Origin of the sequence: Synechococcus sp. MU1617 (genome assembly GCF_020514235.1) — a bacterium.
In the GTDB taxonomy this organism is placed as follows: Bacteria; Cyanobacteriota; Cyanobacteriia; order PCC-6307; family Cyanobiaceae; genus Parasynechococcus.
Genome location: NZ_VTLB01000003.1, coordinates 73631 through 92040, shown reverse-complemented (window position 1 = coordinate 92040; position 18410 = coordinate 73631). Strand labels below are relative to the sequence as shown.

General features: G+C 57.1%; 18 protein-coding genes. 13 read left to right on the top strand and 5 right to left on the bottom strand.

Annotated features, from left to right (window positions below; genetic code table 11):
• The first annotated feature begins 21 nt into the window (after nucleotides 1–21).
• The 8 genes from FZZ90_RS07650 to FZZ90_RS07615 are packed head-to-tail and all read left to right on the top strand — an operon-like array spanning nucleotide 22 to nucleotide 9228.
• On the top strand, nucleotides 22–702 hold the full coding sequence (locus FZZ90_RS07650) for a cytidylyltransferase domain-containing protein (RefSeq protein ID WP_226425129.1): 681 nt from the start codon (nucleotides 22–24) through the stop codon (nucleotides 700–702).
• Between the two features lie 26 nt (nucleotides 703–728).
• The gene (locus FZZ90_RS07645) at nucleotides 729–2036 is read left to right on the top strand and encodes a DUF6716 putative glycosyltransferase (RefSeq protein ID WP_226425128.1); all 1308 of its coding nucleotides are present in this window, start codon (nucleotides 729–731) and stop codon (nucleotides 2034–2036) included.
• Entirely contained in the window at nucleotides 2033–3058 is a 1026-nt protein-coding gene (locus FZZ90_RS07640; protein ID WP_226425127.1) for a DUF6716 putative glycosyltransferase, read from the top strand. The genes FZZ90_RS07645 and FZZ90_RS07640 overlap by 4 nt, the downstream gene beginning before the upstream one ends.
• Complete coding sequence (locus FZZ90_RS07635) at nucleotides 3055–4374, top strand: capsular biosynthesis protein (RefSeq protein WP_226425126.1); 1320 nt, start codon at nucleotides 3055–3057, stop codon at nucleotides 4372–4374. Before FZZ90_RS07640 ends, FZZ90_RS07635 begins: the two co-directional genes overlap by 4 nt.
• Nucleotides 4375–4413: 39 nt before the next feature.
• The gene (locus tag FZZ90_RS07630) at nucleotides 4414–6699 is read left to right on the top strand and encodes an N-acetylneuraminate synthase family protein (protein ID WP_226425125.1); all 2286 of its coding nucleotides are present in this window, start codon (nucleotides 4414–4416) and stop codon (nucleotides 6697–6699) included.
• Nucleotides 6696–7613: a hypothetical protein gene (locus FZZ90_RS07625; protein ID WP_226425124.1), complete on the top strand. Its 918-nt coding sequence runs from the start codon at nucleotides 6696–6698 to the stop codon at nucleotides 7611–7613. The genes FZZ90_RS07630 and FZZ90_RS07625 overlap by 4 nt, the downstream gene beginning before the upstream one ends.
• 3 nt (nucleotides 7614–7616) lie before the next feature.
• Nucleotides 7617–8393, top strand: a complete 777-nt coding sequence (locus tag FZZ90_RS07620) for a sulfotransferase family protein (protein WP_226425123.1) — start codon at nucleotides 7617–7619, stop codon at nucleotides 8391–8393.
• Complete coding sequence (locus FZZ90_RS07615; RefSeq protein ID WP_226425122.1) at nucleotides 8377–9228, top strand: sulfotransferase domain-containing protein; 852 nt, start codon at nucleotides 8377–8379, stop codon at nucleotides 9226–9228. The genes FZZ90_RS07620 and FZZ90_RS07615 overlap by 17 nt, the downstream gene beginning before the upstream one ends.
• A gap of 13 nt (nucleotides 9229–9241) precedes the next feature.
• On the opposite strand, the gene FZZ90_RS07610 is transcribed toward FZZ90_RS07615, so the two are convergent.
• On the bottom strand, nucleotides 9242–9928 hold the full coding sequence (locus tag FZZ90_RS07610) for an SDR family oxidoreductase (RefSeq protein WP_226425121.1): 687 nt from the start codon (nucleotides 9926–9928) through the stop codon (nucleotides 9242–9244).
• 83 nt (nucleotides 9929–10011) lie between these two features.
• On the opposite strand from FZZ90_RS07610, the gene FZZ90_RS07605 reads away from it, so the two are divergent.
• The 3 genes from FZZ90_RS07605 (at nucleotide 10012) to FZZ90_RS12815 (ending at nucleotide 10971) form a co-directional block, all read left to right on the top strand.
• Complete coding sequence (locus FZZ90_RS07605) at nucleotides 10012–10227, top strand: Nif11-like leader peptide family natural product precursor (protein ID WP_226425120.1); 216 nt, start codon at nucleotides 10012–10014, stop codon at nucleotides 10225–10227.
• A gap of 4 nt (nucleotides 10228–10231) precedes the next feature.
• A complete protein-coding gene (locus FZZ90_RS07600; protein WP_226425119.1) occupies nucleotides 10232–10768 on the top strand; it encodes a PAP/fibrillin family protein in 537 nt (178 codons plus the stop codon).
• Nucleotides 10769–10836: 68 nt separating this feature from the next.
• A complete protein-coding gene (locus FZZ90_RS12815) occupies nucleotides 10837–10971 on the top strand; it encodes a hypothetical protein (RefSeq protein ID WP_255599769.1) in 135 nt (44 codons plus the stop codon).
• 10 nt (nucleotides 10972–10981) lie between these two features.
• Here the strand turns inward: FZZ90_RS12815 and FZZ90_RS07595 are convergent, their stop codons facing one another.
• Both FZZ90_RS07595 and FZZ90_RS07590 read right to left on the bottom strand, forming a co-directional pair.
• On the bottom strand, nucleotides 10982–11485 hold the full coding sequence (locus FZZ90_RS07595) for a DUF2808 domain-containing protein (protein ID WP_226425118.1): 504 nt from the start codon (nucleotides 11483–11485) through the stop codon (nucleotides 10982–10984).
• Between the two features lie 106 nt (nucleotides 11486–11591).
• Nucleotides 11592–12107, bottom strand: coding sequence for a hypothetical protein (locus FZZ90_RS07590; protein WP_226425117.1), 516 nt, complete (start codon nucleotides 12105–12107; stop codon nucleotides 11592–11594).
• Between the two features lie 1785 nt (nucleotides 12108–13892).
• Here FZZ90_RS07590 and FZZ90_RS07585 point away from each other — a divergent pair.
• Nucleotides 13893–14054, top strand: coding sequence for a hypothetical protein (locus FZZ90_RS07585; RefSeq protein ID WP_226425116.1), 162 nt, complete (start codon nucleotides 13893–13895; stop codon nucleotides 14052–14054).
• 1150 nt (nucleotides 14055–15204) lie between these two features.
• Nucleotides 15205–15900, top strand: a complete 696-nt coding sequence (locus FZZ90_RS07580) for a ParA family protein (protein WP_226425115.1) — start codon at nucleotides 15205–15207, stop codon at nucleotides 15898–15900.
• A 756-nt stretch (nucleotides 15901–16656) separates the two neighbouring features.
• Here the strand turns inward: FZZ90_RS07580 and FZZ90_RS07575 are convergent.
• Nucleotides 16657–16902 carry a hypothetical protein gene (locus FZZ90_RS07575; RefSeq protein WP_226425114.1) on the bottom strand — a complete coding sequence of 82 codons (246 nt, stop codon included), beginning with the start codon at nucleotides 16900–16902 and terminating at the stop codon, nucleotides 16657–16659.
• Between the two features lie 309 nt (nucleotides 16903–17211).
• Entirely contained in the window at nucleotides 17212–18285 is a 1074-nt protein-coding gene (locus FZZ90_RS07570) for a DUF1214 domain-containing protein (RefSeq protein ID WP_226425113.1), read from the bottom strand.
• Nucleotides 18286–18410 lie beyond the last annotated feature (125 nt).

Here is an 18410-nt window from a genome sequence, read left to right as displayed (position 1 = left end):
GGTCGCACTGAATCCTCACCGATGGCAGTCCCCCGTGGCGCGCTGGCCCTGATCCCCGCCCGCGGTGGCTCGAAAGGCATTCCAGGCAAAAACCTGCAAACAGTGGGCAATGTGCCCCTGGTCTGCCGCAGCATCCGTGCCGCTCAAGCCAGCAACGGTGTGGGCCGAGTGGTGGTGAGCACTGACGATGACGCCATCGCGGCCGCCGCCGAAGCCGAAGGCGCCATCGTGATTCGTCGCCCAGCAGCCATCGCCGGCGACAAGGCCAGTTCGGAATCGGCGCTGCTGCATGCCCTCGACATGCTGGAAGAGCAGGGCCCCCTCGAAGCTGAGCTGGTGTTCTTGCAATGCACCTCCCCCTTCACCACCGGGGTCCAGATCGATGCGGTGCTGGCCGCACTGAAGCAAGAAGGCTGCAACAGCAGCTTCTCTGTCAGCCCCTGGCACGGCTTCCTCTGGCGGGCCGATGGGCGAGGCATTAACCACAACCCTGAGTTGCCACGCCAACGCCGTCAGGACCTGGAACCGGCTTTTCTGGAAACCGGCGCGATCTACGCCATGGGCGTCACGGCCTTCAGGGGCTGTGGCAGCCGCTTCTGCCCGCCAACCAGCCCAGTGGTGCTGCACGACGTAGGGCCAGAAATCGACACGCCGGAGGATCTGGCCCTCTGCCGCAGCATCGCGGCCCAGAAAGGCGAGTAATTTTGCCCAGCAAGGTTTCGGAGTCGATGGCGCCCGCAGAATCCAAGCGCCTCGTCGGTCGCAAGGTGACCGCCGTCGCCTGCTTCGACTCCTTCGGCAAGCTGGCGATGACCATGCTGGCGGCCTGCCGGCGGGAAGGCGCGGAGACCACACTGCTGCTGCTGGAGCTGAACAACCGGGCCCTCTCCCGGCGGCAGCGCCTGGAAATTCGGCGGATCGACCCCAAGACCCGCATCGAGAAGCACAACTGGAACGATCTGCGCCAGCTCTGTGGCGCCATGGCGGGGAATGTCGACGCCCTGATTCTGGGTCTGGATGGCCAACGCAGCCGTGATGCGCTGCTGCAGCTGAAAACCATTTGGGCCGATCAAGACCAACGCCCACGCCTGATCAGCGCTTACCCGGGGATCCTGTTTCGCTTCGGCCTCGAAGGAATGATGGATCGATCGGGCGCCGACCTGCTCTGCCTCAACAGTGCTGATGATCTGGCGCTGTATGGCCGTGGCCGCAAAGCCTTAGGCCTCGATAGCAGCAATGCCATGGTGACGGGTCTGCCGATTCTTTGGCAGACCAAACCGCGCTCGTCAGCTCCGGAGAACCCCTCGATCGTGTTCTTCGAACAACCTTCAATTCCGGTGCATCCACTGCAGCGCAGGTTCCTCTGTGATCAGATCAAAGAGCTGGCGGAGGCCTGGCCCGATCACCCCGTGATCTTCAAACCGCGAACGTCGAGCATCGAGAGCACCCTGCATCGGCGCCATGGGGAGATGGCAAGCGTGATCGACAAGATGACCCGCGACCAGCCAAATCTCCGGCTGAGTTTCAAGCCCGCCACCCGACTGCTGCGCCAGTGCGGTTGCGCCATCACCGTCTCGTCAACGGCCGCCATGGAATCCATGGCGATGGGCATCAGCACCCGAATTGTGGGCGATCTGGGGGTCACCGAAACCCTCGGCAACCACTTTTTCGCCAGTTCAGGAGCCATCGCCAACTTCGCAGCGATCAAGGCCAACCCCTTCGAGGTGATCCATGACGCTCATTGGCTCGAGCAGCAAGGTTTGCAGCGCGACGGTGAGGATCGCTTCATCACGGCGTTGGTGGACCGACTGAACAACCCAGCCGCACCTCTCGGTGCCGCCAACCATGGCCCCCTGAGCTGGGGCAGCAGTGCCTGGCAGAAAGCCGCGCTGAGCAACGGGGGGCGGCGGATGTTGAGCAGTGGTGGAGCCCGATCCAGCCAGCGCAAACGTCACCGCACCCGCCGCATACTGCGCAGCATGCGCGATGGCGTGGTGGGATTCGGCTGGCTTTCAAAACTGTTGCGGGAACGATGACCCTGCTGCTGTTCAGCGACGGAGGCCTGGAGCGTTGCGCCTGCTTGCTGATGGCCGATGCGCTGGAACAGCATGGTCAGCGCTGCATCACCGCAGGGCCACCACTCCAGGGACACCAGCCCCTTGCCACACCGGCACCACAGCTGAGCATCGACCTTGAACAACTGGCTGTACACCCCCTTTTGGACCAGGTGTCAGCCATCGGCCTGTTCCTGCAGAACCCAGAACAGGTTCGGTACTTCATCAAGAGATATCGAGGGCTTTGCAGCGCCCGCGGTCTGCCCGCAGCGACACTTTTCAGCGGTCCCCTGGTGCCACTGGTGGGGGATGCCCTGATTCGTGATCTCAGTCTGCGCCTGGACTGTGATGTGCTGCTGGTGAGCGGCGAACACCAGCTCCGACAGCTTCAATCCCTCACCTTCAACTGGCCCGCCAGCCTCGCAGTGCCGACCGTGATCAGCACCGGCTTCTGGTTCCCCCAGGCCGCGCCCTGTACCCCCGCCAAGCAGCCCCTGCTCCTGGCCTTGATCCAGGAGCGGATCCCCACCCACATCGGAGCCCGTGATCAACTACTCCGCGTTCTCTACAACTGGGCGCGGCAGCGACCGAACTGGACCGTGATGCTGCAACGCGATCACGGCTGGAGCTCGACGGCGCTGATGCCCAGCGACGTCCCCCCAGCGGACAACCTTGTGGAAGCAGCCCCAGGACAGCTGCTGCCGCTGCTGGGATCCTGTACCGCCTGCCTGACGGTGAGCTCGCCCTGGAGCCTGGCAGCAATGGCCTGGGGACGCATCCCGATCATCGTGGGCGACTACGGCATCCACGATGAACAGAGCACAACGGGGTTCTTCGGCTGTGGTGCCATGCATCGCCTGCGCAGCATCCCCCATCTCGATGCCATCACTGAACTGCCCAAGGTGAACCAGGCCTGGCTTAATGGCATCGGGGCTGACATCGCCGACGGGCCGGAGCGCCTGATCGAAGCCCTGCATGCGAAGACCCGCCAGGAGGAGCGATGACAGCGACTCCGACCAGACCCACGCTGAAGCTGCTGTTGATCGCCGACAGTGACAGCCAACTGCTGGCCTGTGAAGCCCTCTGCAGCGCCCCAACTGCGCTGAACGTGGAGTGGAGCATCAACGTGATTCCACGGGATGGAACACCCCAGGCATTGCTGCAACGCCTGGCCCAGCGGGCCACCCTGCGCCACCAGAGCCTGGCTCGGCTGCTCCGCGATCGGCAGCTGCAGAGCTTTGACGCCATCGGCGTGTTCCTGACGGGCAGCAAGCTCAATGACATCCGTCTGGCCCTGCAACGGGATCTGCAGCGCCCCCTGCTGTTCTGTGGTTTCAATGGCGTGGTGCTGGAGCACTTCATCGAGGGGGTGAGCTGGCGGCTGGGCTACGACCTGATCTGCCTCAGCGGCCCGCGCGATCAGGACGCCCTGGAGCAGCTGGTGGCTGGAACCCCTTTTGCAAAACAGCGCACCGTGCTTACTGGTCTGCGGCGCAACGCTCCCGACACGAATGTGCTTCCCGTGAATGAGCGCCCACGACGCCTGGTGTTTGCCGAGCAAGTGATCATGCCTGCAACGACCAGCGAACGGGCCCGGCTCGTGCGCCTGCTCAGCGATCTGGCCAACCGCTCTCCCAACTGGGAGGTGCTGATCAAACCCCGCATCGCGCCCGGCGATACCACGTTTCATGACGTCGACACGCACATCAGCACAACGCTGAAGCAGACCCTGGGGGTGCCTCCAGCCAATCTGCGTCTGGACTATCGCCCCTTGCCGGCGCTGTTGAAGCAGGCCCGGCTGCTGGCAACCCTGTCCTCAACCGCCTTCTTCGACGCCCTCGACTTCGGCTGCCGGGCGATTGCCATCAGCGATCTGGGCCTACAGCCGAACTATGGAGGTCATGTTTATGCCGGCAGCGGCGTGTGGCGCTCCCTCGAGGACATCCCCAACCTGGATGCCCTTGATGCCGAGGGACTATCCCCAGATCCAGGCTGGCTGGAGTGGATGGGCTACGGGGAACGATTCAGCCCTGCCGCCCTTCTCGAAGCCCTGAATGAACAAAAACACCAGAAGCCGCAGCCACTCCCCAGCAGCATCGGCTATCCGGGCAATGCCCAGTCCAGCTTCAACCAACTCCGTTTGGGAGCAGAAGCCGCCATTGCCAGTGGCGATTGGAGAAGTGCCCGAGAGCTGCTCTGCCAGGCGGCCCTAATGCGCCCGCTCCACCGCGGCGTCGCCCGCCGATATTGGGCCGTCCGCCAGGCAAACCCTCTGCTGCGGCAGATCGCACTGCTGATCTCCTACAGAGATCTGAAGTAGGTTCAACAACGGACTCAACCCAGGCGGCCGAACAGAACGGTGAGAGGCATCCTGATTGAGCGAAATTTCACCCAGTTCGTTGTCTTCGCGGAAGACAGCATCCTTTCGGCGCTCAGCAAGATCACGGCCAACCAGTCGCGCCTGATCTTCGTTGTCTCGGAAAGCGGCATCCTCCAGGGCGTTCTCACCGACGGCGACTTCCGCCGCTGGATTGCCGGTTGCGGCGAGATCGACCTGAATCGGCCGGTCACCGCCGCCATGAATGCCAACTGCCGCTCGGCTGCCGAAGGCACCAGCGCCAGTGACCTGAGCGCCCTGCTCAATTCACGGATCATTGCGCTGCCACTGCTGGACAGCCATGGCCGCATCGTCGCTGTGGCCCGTCGTGCGACCGACGGGCTCCAAATCGGCTCCCACCGCATCGGCGATGACGCCCCGTGCTTCCTGATCGCCGAGATCGGCAACAACCACAACGGCGATCTCAACACCGCTCTCCACCTGATCGATGCGGCCCACGCCGCAGGGGCGGACTGCGCCAAGTTCCAGATGCGGGACATGAGCCAGCTGTACCGCAATGCGGGCGACAGCAATGACATGGCCTCCGATCTGGGCACCCAATACACCCTCGATCTGCTCGAGCGCTTTCAGCTCAGCGACGACGAGTTGTTCCGCTGCTTTGACCATGCGGCCAGTAAAGGTCTGGTGCCGCTCTGCACCCCTTGGGATGAAGCCAGCCTCGACAAGCTCAACCGCTGGGGGATGGAAGGCTTCAAGGTGGCATCGGCCGATTTCACCAACCACGCCCTGCTCTCCAGCCTGGCCGCCACCGGCAAACCCCTGATCTGCTCCACCGGCATGGCCTCGGAAGTGGAGATCCGCTCCGGCATTCGCCATCTCCAGAACGAAGGGGCCGGCTACGTGCTGCTCCACTGCAATTCCACCTATCCCACCCCTTTCAAGGACGTCAACCTGCGCTACCTCGAGCGTCTGCGCGAACTGGCCGAGGCGCCCGTGGGCTATTCCGGCCATGAACGGGGAATCGAAGTGCCCATTGCCGCCGCCGCCCTGGGCGCCGTGGTGATCGAGAAACACATCACCCTCGATCGCTCCATGGAGGGCAACGACCACAAGGTGAGCCTGCTGCCCGATGAATTTGCCCAGATGATCCACGGCATTCGCCGTGTTGAGGAGTCGATGGGCAGCAGCGGCGAACGCAGCATCAGCCAGGGCGAAATGATGAACCGCGAAGTGCTGGCCAAAAGCCTCGTCGCCACCTGCGACGTGCCCGCCGGTACGGAGATCACCGCGGCGATGGTTGGCATCCAAAGCCCGGGGCAAGGACTGCAGCCCAACCGTCTGGACGACCTCATCGGCAAGACCCTGCCGGTGAGCAAAGCCGCCGGCGACTTTTTTTTCCCCTCAGACCTCGAGACCCCGGCTGCCACCCCGCGCAACTATCGGTTCCTCCATCGTTTTGGGCTGCCGGTCCGCTACCACGACATTGAGAGCTTTGCAGTCACCAGCAATCTCGACCTCGTTGAAATCCATCTCAGCTACAAGGATCTAGAGGTCGACCTCGATCAAGTACTGCCGAGAAAACAGCAGCTCGGCCTGGTGGTGCATGCCCCCGAACTCTTTGCCGGCGATCACACCCTCGATCTCTGCAGCGCTGATGACCACTACCGGCTCCATTCGATTGAGGAACTCCAGCGCGTGGTCGACATCTCGCGTGACCTGCGCCGACGTTTCGACTGCCCCGATCCCGTACTGCTGGTGACGAACGTCGGAGGATTCTCCGAGCACCATCATCTCGAGCGTCCGGAGTTGCAACCGCTGCGTCAACGCCTGATCAACAGCCTTGAGCAGATCAACACCGCAGGCGAGGTGGAGATCATTCCCCAGACCATGCCCCCCTTCCCCTGGCATTTCGGCGGTCAGCGCTATCACAATCTGTTTGTCGACACCGCCTTCATCCAGGAATTCTGCGAGGAAACCGGAATGCGCGTCTGCCTGGATGCGTCCCATTCCAAGCTCGCCTGCACGCACCTCAACGCCTCCTTCAGCGGCTTCCTCAAGGCGATCCTTCCCTTCACGGCACACCTGCATCTGGCCGATGCCAAAGGCGTTGATGGCGAAGGCCTGCAGATCCACGATGGTGAGATCGACTGGGTGCAGCTGTTTGCCCTGATGGAGCAGCTCTCCCCCAAGGCAAGCTTCATCCCCGAAATCTGGCAGGGCCACAAAAACAACGGGGAAGGCGCCTGGCTCGCGCTTGAACGCCTTGAAAGCTGTGTCGAATCCAGCCCGCAAAAGCAGGTCGCGTGAGTCAGCTCAAACCGAGCAGGATCGTTTTGCACTGCGGGCTGCACAAAACAGGCAGCACTTACATCCAGCGAAACCTGCAGACCAACCGCGAGCTACTGCTGAAACAGGGTGTGTTGTACCTCGGGCCGAACACCTTCAAAAAGCGTTGCGGAGAGTTGTGGCGTCACCTGCAGTGGGGCCGATTGGATCGCAAAACGCCCCAACGCCTGACATCAGAAACCAGAACCACCCTGATGGAACTGGCGGGGGAGCATCCGGAAACCATCCACACCATCGTTCTGTCGTTCGAAGCCATCTTCGGAACGCTGCGCAGCGGCCTTGCGGATCCACCCCGCCGAAAAACACCAAACAAGGAACGCAAGACAGGCTTGTATCGCTACGCCAAGTCACGCACCAAACGCTTGATCACTGGTCTGGAAGACAGCCTCGAGCACCGTTCGATCACTTGGACCATCCTCTTTGCCAGCAGAAGCCATGAGGCCTTCGTGCGCTCTTGCCACACCCAGCTGCTCAAGGAAGGGCGTCACACGCCTGAAACCAGCCACTACGACACGTTCCGGCAAACGGCCGATTTCTCCCGTACCGATCCCCAATCACTGGAACAATCCCTCTTGGAGCTGGCCAGCAAACGCGATCTGAAGGTGGTATGCGTTGACTATGAACAAGCCAGCGACCCCGAAGCTCCCAGCACCTTTTTATGGAACGTGCTGAAGCATGCCCTGCCCAAGCAAGCTGACAGGCTCAGGCAGCAGATGGAAGCCAACACCGACAACCCCAACCTGAACAAAACCACCAATCCGGGCCTGAATGAACGCGGGCTTGAACTGGCGATCCAGGCGCGACCCCTTTTTAAACGCAGCGAGTGGAAGCTGTTTCGCAAATTCCTCGAAAAAAATTTCGCCAAAAGCCCGTAATCCATGGCCCAACCGCATCACTTCATCCGGATGAAACGCCACAACCTGCTCTATGGGCGGGTTCCCAAGGCGGCGAATTCCTCAATCAAAGCAGCCCTGTGCCGGCTGCTCAGCGAAATGCCCCCCAAAGGCACAAAAACAACATCCGATAAGTTTTGGCAACATGAAACCAATCAGGAAACGGAGCTGATCACCCTGCGTCGGGCACGCAAATACCGGCGAAGTCATTTCAGTTTCAGTTTCGTGCGCAACCCTTTCGACCGATTGATCGCGGCGTACAACAACAAAGTGATCGAGATCGAGACTCCACCTCTGCCGATGCAGAACATGGGCGTCACCCATGGCATGTCGTTTGAGGCCTTTCTCGATGTCTTGATCGAGACACCGTTCAAACACTACGACGTTCACGTTCTCCCCCAGAGCCAATTGCTTTGCATCGGCAATCAGATCGTGCCGAAGTTCGTAGGACGCGTTGAACAGATCAACGAACACTGGGCTGAATTGCGCGACATTCTCGCCAGACGCGGCATCAATGTGATGGAGTCTTTACCGCAGAAAAACGTACGGCGAAGTGACCGTGGCGGCCTGCAGAGTTACTTCAACAACGAAGCTCTGATCAATAAAACAATGCAAATCTATGGCGACGATGTGCGCCTTTTCTATAACGATGTCTCTGTCGACCACTTGATCCAGAACGCGCCCCTCCCGGCAATCAATCCACTCCACAGCACAGGCTTGAAGCTGTCGAACTGGCTACGGTCCCATGGCTTCGGGCGCTGAACGTTCGAGCTGGCTGAGAGCCTGGCGTTGCCGGCAGCAGATCAACCGAAGCCTGCAGGGGCAGCACGACGAGATCGCAGCGATCTACCGCTCCCAGCTGCCCACATTCATCATCATCGGAGCCGCCAAGTCGGCCACAACAAGCCTTGCCACGGCTTTACGGCGCCATCCCGAGATCCAGATCAGCCAGTCGATGGAGCCGAAATTTTTCGGCCGGCACTATCTGCGTGGTTGGGAGTGGTACGCGAATCAGTTTGAAGCCGATCCGCGGCGGCCCCTGCGGGGGGAAGCCAGCACGATGTACTCGTCGTCCTATGGCTCCTACGCCAGAACCCCGGAGCTGATCCACCACCACCTCGGCCCCATTCCATTGATCTATCTGGTGCGCCATCCGCTGCGACGGATTGAATCCCACTGGCGTCACTGGCAGGGCCGCATCAAAGACTGCCCGCCGTTTGATCAGCTGCTGCACTCACCTCGCTTGAGACAACGCGTGATGGACGCCTCGATGTATCACAAGCAATGGCAGCGCTATCGGAGCTGGTTTCCGCAGGAGTTGATCCTGAGCATCACCACCGAAGAACTCAGCACACAGCCGCAATCAAGCCTGCGGCGGATCCTGAGCTTCATCGGCGCCACGCCGGATTGCTCCGAGTTGCTGGAGAAGGGACAACTGCCGCTGATGAATCCAGCGGGGTCGAAAGGACGAAAAAACGTGGCGGCACCCAGCTGGAACGACGAACTCAAACAAAAAACGATTGATTTAATTCGCCCCGACAGCGAACGCTTCCTCACCAGTACTGGCCGGCCCATCAACACATGGGCCTGGGATTGAATCCATCCTCAGATCAAGCGTTCTGATCCAACCACTGGGCCAGCGGCTGCTTGGGCTGCCCAGGGGAGCTTGTGATTTCGAGAATGCGACCACAGGCCCTCGGCTGCTCAAGAGCATCCAGGCAAACCTGCGCCACAAGACGCCGCGGAATGCTGTTGCTCTGCTGTTGATCAGCGTCGGTCACCAGTACGCCCTCGGTGGTGCTGCGGTTGTCGTCTTCACTGAGACCTCCAGGCCGGATCACGGTCCAATCCAGGCCGCTTCGCTCGAGACAGCGCTCACCCACCCGCTTCCAGACCAGGATCAGGCCGAACAGGTTGAGGGGATGCAGCCAACGGCCGGCGCAGAGGGAACTCACCAGCAGAACACGCTTCAGCCCCAAAGAGCGGCAGGCCTGCACCTGCGCCTGAACTCCCCAGGCATCCACCTGCAAGGGACCCGCAAGGTTGATCGAAGGTCGAGCACCCGTGGCGATCACCAAGGCGGTGCAGCCCTGAAGCGCATGGAGCAACGCTTCCGCCGTGTCCAGCTCCAGGCGACAGACGTCCAAGCGCCCATCCTGCTCGGCCTGGGCCAGGGCAGGAGGGAGCACTGACGCAGGTCGAACGATGGCTCGAACCGATTGACCACGCTTGAGCGCCTCCTCCACCACGCGCCATCCGGTTTTGCCGGAGGCGCCAGACACCGCCAGTTGCGTCATCCCATCGGACTTGATCTATGAACCAGTCAACAGGCAAGAGGCAAGAGCAGACGGGTCAGAATCGGCACGTCATCTCAAGCGACATGAGCACGGACCAACTCCGGCAGTTTTTTGCTCACATCTCCAGAGACCCTTCTCTACGAGAGCAGGTGCTGCAGGCCGTGAGTGCCGATGCTGCGGCCCTGATTGCCCAGAAGTTGGGTTACGAAGTCTCCGGCGATGAACTGCTGCGCTTCTCCGGCAAGAGTTCTTCAGGCGTGAGCGTCACCAAGATTCAGCACCCCGGCGAATACCACTAGACCCTTGGGGCATCACCGCGACCAACTGGTGAAACTGCTGCGGCAGAAGCCAAACGATGCAGGCCTGCAGACGCTGATCGAACGGGTGGAACAGGAGCAGCCCGCCGACCTCACCAACTCAGCAGGCTTGCTGCGTGGGGTCTGGGAGTTGAACTGGAGCAGTTCCCAGCAACCATGGTTAAAACCGAACGCCAAGCTGGAGAACCTTCAGATCCTGGATCCAGATCACGGACGTGGATGCAATCTGCTGCGCTTGCGCGGCCCCTTGAGTGCTCTAGGGGGCATCCGTGTGCAGGCCGAGCTGCAGGTCGCCGACAGCACGCGGGTCATGGTGTGCTTTCGCCAGGGAGGCTGGGTCGGCCCTTCCCTACCGAACCGCCAACAGTTGAGTTGGATACGAAAAGTTCAGCAGAGCACGCCGGCATGGCTCGACATCACCGTGCTGGATGAACAACTGCGGATCTGCCGCGGCAATGCAGGAACAACCTTCGTGCTGCTGAAGCGAAACGATTTAAATCTGAGTACATTTTTCGGTGTATGAGGACTCGCAAACAAGGCTGGAATTTGCCAGCAACTTGAGCCAGAACCGAAGGGCTTGCATTCCTTCTGATGGCACGTCTTCTTCAGCTTCTGCAGGGGTCCAGCAACAACGCTGATCTTGCGGCATGGACTGCCGTGATCTTTGCATCGATCACCGCACTGGTGATCTGGGGACTCTTCAATGCCTATCCAAATCTGCTCTAGGAGCCAACAGCTACCGGTAAGGATCCTGCTCGTAAACGTTCAAACGCAGGGTGGGGCCGAGATAACGGATGGGATCCTCTCCATCCGCCATAAGTTCCGTTGACCATTGATAAATACTGGACTGAGGATTAAAACCACGGAATACAACATTCACGGTTTGCCCCGGCTGAACCGCTGGATTGAGCTGGATGGTCAAGACCTCTTCGGACTCTGAGACATCAGCAGAAGCCAATCCGCTTGTTCCTTTACCGCGAAGGGAATAATCACCGAGATAGACACGAGGCTCCAGGCGGCCCCAGTCCCACTGATCAAGATTGGGCAACTGCCGCAGAACAATCGAGCCCAAGGCATTGCCAGCATCCGGAGGAACCACAACAGTGATCGTGGTGCGATTGCGCAGGCCTTCGGTTGATTCAGGGTTGTGAATCATCACCCGAATTGGGGGGCGATCAAACAAGGATTGGGCAAATGATGAGGGCGCCTGCAGCAACACCACTGGAGCCCACAAAAGCATCGCAATCCACTGGTGCTTCACCCGAGATTGTTCCTACGAATCAATCAAGGTTAGCGATGTCAAGCAGATCAAGATCTCAAGCCGAAGCCTCATCCCTCAAGCGACTTCAGCAATGTCGAGCCAACAAGGATTCGACCATGCCGGTCTGGCTCTGCAGCGCATAGGCCTCGACTTCGCGCTGGCGCTGCAGCGGCCCGAGCGCCTGGGTCACCGTCAGCACGTGGCCCGCTGTTGAATGGTCGAGATGGTGCGCCAAAAACCGATCAACCTGGGCGGGACTGAAGCCACCCTGCGCCTGCAGCATCAAGCTGATCGTGGACGACGACGGCGTCTCCAAACCATCCAGACAGTCTTGAACCACATGGATGGCCTCATGGGTCAAAACATCCAGCTGAAGCCCTGGCTCATCGCGAAGTCCCTGCGACAAACAGAGACGGTTCACGCCCATGTTGTAAGCGGCTCGTTCGGCCCCGGGGCCACAACGCTCGAGGCGATCTATCACAACACCAAGCTGCTGAAGCCGGTCGATCAACCGATCCGTGCGTGCTGAAAGTGAAATCGCTCGGGCTGGGGACGCCCAGGAAGCCAACAAGGCGAGAGCGAGCATCAGACGAATGACCAAAACGAGACTCGTCAGACGCAGGCCGAGCCTACGCTTCCGCGCGGTTCGGCCTGCAGGCCTGCAGGAGCTTCAAAAGTGCTGTGCTCTTCAAGCTGCGTCTAAGCCGCATCGGGATGGCCAGTTGCCCTGAGGTCATTTGCCGTGGAGGGAAAGTGCTTCTGCCCTGCCTGATCACCTATGCGGTGATCAAAACCTCAAACCGTGAGCTTGACGAAGCTGGTCATTGCCAACCAAGCAAGTGCCCAGATCCGGGTTGCTTGCCCCAGGCCGGTATTCAGCGTTCTTCAGAGGCTCAGTTGACTTACCGCGCAGCCAAAGAAGCTGGCCAGTGGAGGCATCACGCTTGCACGTCACCCATTCGTCAGACCGAGCAACTGGAGAACAAGCAAACAGGAGTCCAACAGCAATCAACGAAGCCGCGGAAACAGATCTCGACATCTGATCTAAAGAATCCTGATCAGTAGGCAATCAACTCAAGCCAGCACAATGCGGCAAGTGCCGTGGCTCCGACCGCCAAAGCGAACCATTGATCTTTCAGAGTGCGGACCACGTTGCTTCAGCTGCTGCCCCAATAAACCGAGCTTTCAGCAAGAAGCCAAGCTCAGCTGATGTTCGCTCCCCATCTCACCAATGTTGAGTGAGTGCTCGAATGAAGCCCAAAGGACAACCCGTGACAGATGGCAAATCACAGCGAGACCAGGTTGCAAACCGAATCAGTTCAAGTGCTGCTGAGGACGATCAGGCATGGGCTTGCGAAATGGACGCCAGACCGTCTTCTTTCTGCTTGTGACAAAAACCCCAGACCGGTATCGATTCAGGCTGAATCGGTTGAAGTCACTGTCTTATTCAAGATGTGTCCCGCTCTGGAGGGCTCCGGCCGGGACGCGGACCCATGTCAGCGGCAACTGCTGGGTCCGCCTGTCTCAGCAAAATCAACAACTAAGCCGAAAGGTTTGTTTGTCAAAACGCTCAACGCCAAACTGATGGCATGGCAAACAAACCCTGGTTCCAAGCCAACATCCACGCCCCGGGCACAGGCTTCGCGCTCCTGGTCATCGCGTTCTGCTTGTTGATTCAGACCATCCCTACAGCGGTCTGCGTGATGACCCCTAGGTCTGGCTGGGACCCCCCGTTGTCTCCGGAAAGGGTCAGGTATTGCGAGGGCGGCTGAAGCCCGGGCATTGCTGGCGCTGGCGCTTCGTGAAAGCTAAGGAATTGTTTGGCATGCAGACGGTCTAAAAAACAACTGCAATCCTTGGTGTATTAACAAGCTCCAGCTCGCCTAGAGGCACTGACAGACAGCAGCGATCGACAAGCTCGATAACGGTAGGTCGAAGGAAGAAGCTGAAGAGAAGCCACTGGCGGGTGCACTTCAGAGCCGCCAGTACTTCTTCCCCTGGATCAAATCAACGCTGAGCCAATGTCACTGGGCATGACCATGCTCTTGAACAAGCCTGATTCCCCAATTGGGACAAGCCCGAACACTAGCCATTGCTGCTCTTGCAGGGGCGTTCACCCCGCTTCAACTTCACCCACATCGCCTTCTCAAGTGCTGTGAGTTTTGGAGAGCTTTGATTGAGTACCTCTAGGGCACGAGACTTGGCATCCCTGATATACCGCGTCGTCCGGTCAAGTTCGTCAAAAGCCATAACTATCAATCAGGCATGACCAACAAGCTAATAACTCCGTAAGTCCCAAATTGCATCAAGTGGCACATATTGACAACCACTAGGAATGGTCAGGAAGCACTGGCGAAATCCTGACAACTTGTGTTATCGAGGATTTATGGACACTGAATTACTCAAACAATCTTGGGACAAGCTGACCAAAAGCGGTTACATGCTGAATTGCCCTGCTCCTGAGGTGGTCAACATCATCACGCCGACGGGTTACTCCACTCAGATTCGATTAAAAAGACTCCCCAGCTATGCCCGCTACGTGCGCTGATTTCTGTCCTCTTCTTGTTCATTGAGGTCGCGCAGCTCTCTCCGGCCAATCAACCCAAGCTCTACGACTGGTGAGCTGGCTTCCTGGAGCGATTGGGATTGCCGCCCTCTTGCCTGTGGTCGGTCAGCCGATAGACAGGCTTATCTGCGCATAGAGCCGGGTGTGACGACCCGGCTTTTTTATGCCCCAGCAGCTAATGCAACAAAAAAGGGGTAAGCCCCTCAGCCATCCCCTCGCATGCGCGAAGGATGAAGGCACCAGTGCACCGCCATGGCAGATGAAATACAGCGGGGGTTCTTTTTGGCTCGCGTTGTCCACAGATCAAGTGCGCCACACGCAACGACAAGCTTCAAAACCCTCAAAAGCACTACTGCTAGTGCTTCAAGGCATAAAAAAACCCGCTGTGACATGCACATCGGGCCGGGTGATGGGGGAAATATCAATATGGCTTAGCTCATAGCGGCTGCCTAGCCCCACATCTGGTGTCTTAAGGATCGGCACAGAACTTCACCGCACTATGTGCGGATTACGCATTTGCTGGCACTTTTGAGTCCAACGAGGCTAGCTTTGTCCAGTCCGGCCGGGTGATGGGGATCAACCGAATGGATGAAAGGCCTCGGAGACACCTCCGGGGTTTCTTTTTAGGAAATGGTCCACGACAAAAGATCTGGCTAAGGGTTGAGTTCAAGCATCCTGATTTAGATGACCTCTGGAAATCCAGAAATCACGGAGCAGAATCCCTTGGTGCCCATGCAGACTGGAGATCACAGGGAACGACTCGCCAAGTTCGTTGGTGAGTTGTGGGCACAACGCCGCCACCTCATCGAGACTCGGCGCCGAATCGATAAGAAGTTCGCGGATGAAAACGACTGGCTTGTCCGCAAAGACACTGAAATCGTTGACTGAACTCCCATCGGGTATGGAAAAGCCAATGCCATGAGAGCTATGACATAAGCAGAGACTCGTCCCCAGAGAGGTGGTGGACTTGGCTCGAGTGATCTGCTTTTCATGCACGGTGGATCACTCTGCCCGGAGATGGGTGAGAGAACTGCAGCCAACCAACGCTGTCATCGCCATGAATACGACAAACCACGTATTGCCTTACCGGGAAAGAACGCGATCCTGAAAAGAAGCCTTTAGCCGTTGCCTGATGTTCATCACTGTTTTTGGCCAGAAGGGTGGCGTCGCCAAAACATGTAGCAGCGTTCACATAGCAGCATGCTGGAGCCAACAGCAAAAACGCGTGGTCCTGGTTGATGCCGACCGCAACCGCTCAGCGACTGCTTATGGCGCCAGAGGGCTCTTGCCTTGTACCGTTGTACCCATTGAAGCGGCAGCCAAAGCGACTCGATCAGCAGAGATTGTGATCACAGATGGGCAGGCCAGCAGCAACGAAGAAGAAATAAAAAACTTAGTGGAGGGGGCTGATTTCATTCTGCTACCCACGACCACGCAGAGCAGATCAATCGAATTGACAGTCGAGATGTCACAAATGCTGAGGCAATACAAAGTTCCCTATGCGGCACTGCTTGTCAAAGTGGATGCACGCAAAGAGGCTGCAGCTGAACAAGCCACAGAATTACTTCAAGGATTCGATATCAAGGTTCTAGCTGCACAAATTCCACTGCTGAGCGCCTTTGAACAGGCAGAAACAGAAGGAGTCACGGTTGATCAGGCAATTGACAAGCGTGGTCGTGCAAATCCACGCAGAATGATGGGTTGGAGTGCATACAGTGCAGCCTGCAAAGAAATTGAAGATCTATTCGAAGAGCACAGCACACTGAATCAGAATCAGACACCAATCGGATGGGACTTCACACCCATGGAACACCGGATGGCGGCGTAATAGATTCTTTTCAGAACGGGCCGTCAACCCAATTCGAGAGATGAACTCTCACCAGGCTGAGCAAGAACGTAGGGAGATATGGTTCCCGTCGAACTGCGGCCGAGCGTCGCTGAAAGGGTAAAAACATTAACTCCGCGCCGAATTGCTTGAGTCGCATGGGTGTGCCGGCAGCGATGAGGGTGGAAACAGACGTTTGATAGTGGGCCCCACATGGCCATACGAGCGGTCACCACCAGTCGTGTCAATTGGAAATTCCTTTATTTACTTGGGAGAAGCCAGTCGATGGGCTCGCCGCTTCACTGAACAAGCATCAACAGCACATGCAGCAACAGCAGTCACCAGTACGGTGGCGGCAACTTGTTCCGCTTCGCCGCTCTTAAGATGGAACTACATGCACAGCTTGTGTTGTTGAGTTCCCAACATTGACCTGCTGGTACAGAAGGTTTTTTGAAATTCATGCAAAGTCATCTTGTACTCCGCCCCAATTGCGGTGACTTCATACTCTTGGCCTGAGCATTATCAGGCCCAAGCTGCACTGCGGCAGCTTGAAGATTTTGGCATTCCATGTGAATGCCCTCTTTGCGCCAATGCGTATCTCCGCTTGCAGAGAATTCAGCATGAAAAGGAGGAACGTGAGCTTCGTAGACCTTCCCGATGACTGAAATTAATGCATCCTTCTTTTGCCATCTACGCTGTTATTTGCTGTGAATGACTCCAGATCAGCCGAGAGGAAACATTGGCCTGTGGACTAGCTCTTTACTTAAATCCTTTGATTGAGGGTTCGGCTTTCTTTTTGACAGGTTTACTCACAGGAACCGCGAATGATTCGTCCTTGAATATCTTGCCCTCTACCCAGACAGTTAACGCATAGACAAGAATCAATGCTGGCACAAGCACAAGCCATTCATTGGCAAATTCATAAGGGATCTGTCTTACGCCAAATACAGTTAGATACCCAGTAGCAAGAGTAATAATGAGCCGCCGTATGGTTCCAGAATTCAATTGACTTATGCCAGACAACTGAGTCTATGCGGAAAGAGCTAAGAAGCCACTAGCTCACGTTCTTCTGCCACATCGGCACCCAGAGCTTGCGGCGCTTCTTCAGATACTGGCCCTGCTGGGCCGCTTGTGCTTAAGGTTGCAGCCCACCATCGTGTGGCAGTGCTGATGTCGAGAGTCATGGGGCCAGATATGCCTGGCTTGAGTGTTCCCCGCTCTGTTCAAGCAATAAAAACCCCGCCATTGCTGGCGGGGTGAATGTTTTATTGAGGGAAGACCAGCCAATGCACAATCAAGGCGAGTCAAATTATTTCACTTAATCTTCTCAATACCCTCTACTGGATTGTAGCCTTTCTGCTTATTGCTTACCATATCGCTAGGCCCATAGTGCCTCATTAGCACATTGAATTTACCTGTTTCATTTCCTTCGCGAATAGGAATATTATTGGGCTGGCCATCGCAACCAAACCTAAGAGTATAGGTTCCATCAGGATTCATCTCGGGATTCATTTCGCTCGATATATTGGCAACATCATTAAACATGTAGCCGTCACCATTGTAGACAGTGGCAGACCAAAAATCTCTTGCCTGTGGGTCTACAAAATTCATCTCATAACACCCTTCATTACTCATGTATTTACTTGTCTGATAAATGTTGTCCACAACCATTGCGCCTCCCCATCCTCCGGCAGCGCCTACGAAGTTCCAGTAAGGGGTTTGCCCGCTTTCTTTGTTGCTGAATGCCTTTGATTGATCATACCCATCGGTAAAAATTTTATTTCCGGCGGCTGCCACCTCGCTGAAGGACTTCTCATCCCACTCTTTAACATTGAAATCATCTGAACTATTTGCTTCGGCTTCAAGGTTCTTACGAGCCTCATCGTCTAACGATCTTACGGCAATAAAAGCATATTTCGTCTTGGCTGTTAGCTTATGCTTGCCAGGGCCGTATATCATTGGCTGGGTTTCATGATTCTCATCCACGATTTGTATTGAAATATATTTATCTGTTTCAGGTATTGTCAGGTACACACCCCCTTCCATGTCAAAAACGCCCGTTGAGTAATGGGTGTCTCGATTCATGCGTACAACAAATTGCTTAGACGGGTCGCTTGGCGCTTTGCCCATTTCTTTGAATTTATTGATCCCCCCGGCTTGCTTAATGATTGCGTCAAAGCGCATATTTGTATATGCCTGTGGAAAATTTTCTTCTGTAACAACTATTGGAGATGGTTTTTCAGCCCGCTCTTTCTCCTGGCTGGCATTGACAATGCTGGCTTCTTTGTTTACTGAGTTTGAAAAATCACCATTATTGCCACTGCAGCTTGCGGAGAAAAAACCAAGCGAACTCACCAAGAGAAGAGATGCGATTGATTTGGAATTCATCGTTGCTATTTATTAACCATTTTCACGGTAAGCAGTTGTCTTGATGCTTGCAGCAAAAGCGCTATATCCGTACCATCTTTTTAAAGAATAATTATCGATTCAAAGCTGTAAAATTAGATATTTTC

Excerpts from the sequence above, each read along its gene's own strand:
- FZZ90_RS07650 (WP_226425129.1), top strand. The coding sequence starts at position 22 with ATGGCAGTCCCCCGTGGCGCGCTGGCCCTGATCCCCGCCCGCGGTGGC.
- FZZ90_RS07645 (WP_226425128.1), top strand. The coding sequence starts at position 729 with ATGGCGCCCGCAGAATCCAAGCGCCTCGTCGGTCGCAAGGTGACCGCC.
- FZZ90_RS07640 (WP_226425127.1), top strand. The coding sequence starts at position 2,033 with ATGACCCTGCTGCTGTTCAGCGACGGAGGCCTGGAGCGTTGCGCCTGC.
- FZZ90_RS07635 (WP_226425126.1), top strand. The coding sequence starts at position 3,055 with ATGACAGCGACTCCGACCAGACCCACGCTGAAGCTGCTGTTGATCGCC.
- FZZ90_RS07620 (WP_226425123.1), top strand. The coding sequence starts at position 7,617 with ATGGCCCAACCGCATCACTTCATCCGGATGAAACGCCACAACCTGCTC.
- FZZ90_RS07615 (WP_226425122.1), top strand. The coding sequence starts at position 8,377 with ATGGCTTCGGGCGCTGAACGTTCGAGCTGGCTGAGAGCCTGGCGTTGC.
- FZZ90_RS07610 (WP_226425121.1), bottom strand. The coding sequence starts at position 9,928 with ATGACGCAACTGGCGGTGTCTGGCGCCTCCGGCAAAACCGGATGGCGC.
- FZZ90_RS07605 (WP_226425120.1), top strand. The coding sequence starts at position 10,012 with ATGAGCACGGACCAACTCCGGCAGTTTTTTGCTCACATCTCCAGAGAC.
- FZZ90_RS12815 (WP_255599769.1), top strand. The coding sequence starts at position 10,837 with ATGGCACGTCTTCTTCAGCTTCTGCAGGGGTCCAGCAACAACGCTGAT.
- FZZ90_RS07595 (WP_226425118.1), bottom strand. The coding sequence starts at position 11,485 with ATGCTTTTGTGGGCTCCAGTGGTGTTGCTGCAGGCGCCCTCATCATTT.
- FZZ90_RS07585 (WP_226425116.1), top strand. The coding sequence starts at position 13,893 with ATGGACACTGAATTACTCAAACAATCTTGGGACAAGCTGACCAAAAGC.
- FZZ90_RS07580 (WP_226425115.1), top strand. The coding sequence starts at position 15,205 with ATGTTCATCACTGTTTTTGGCCAGAAGGGTGGCGTCGCCAAAACATGT.
- FZZ90_RS07570 (WP_226425113.1), bottom strand. The coding sequence starts at position 18,285 with ATGAATTCCAAATCAATCGCATCTCTTCTCTTGGTGAGTTCGCTTGGT.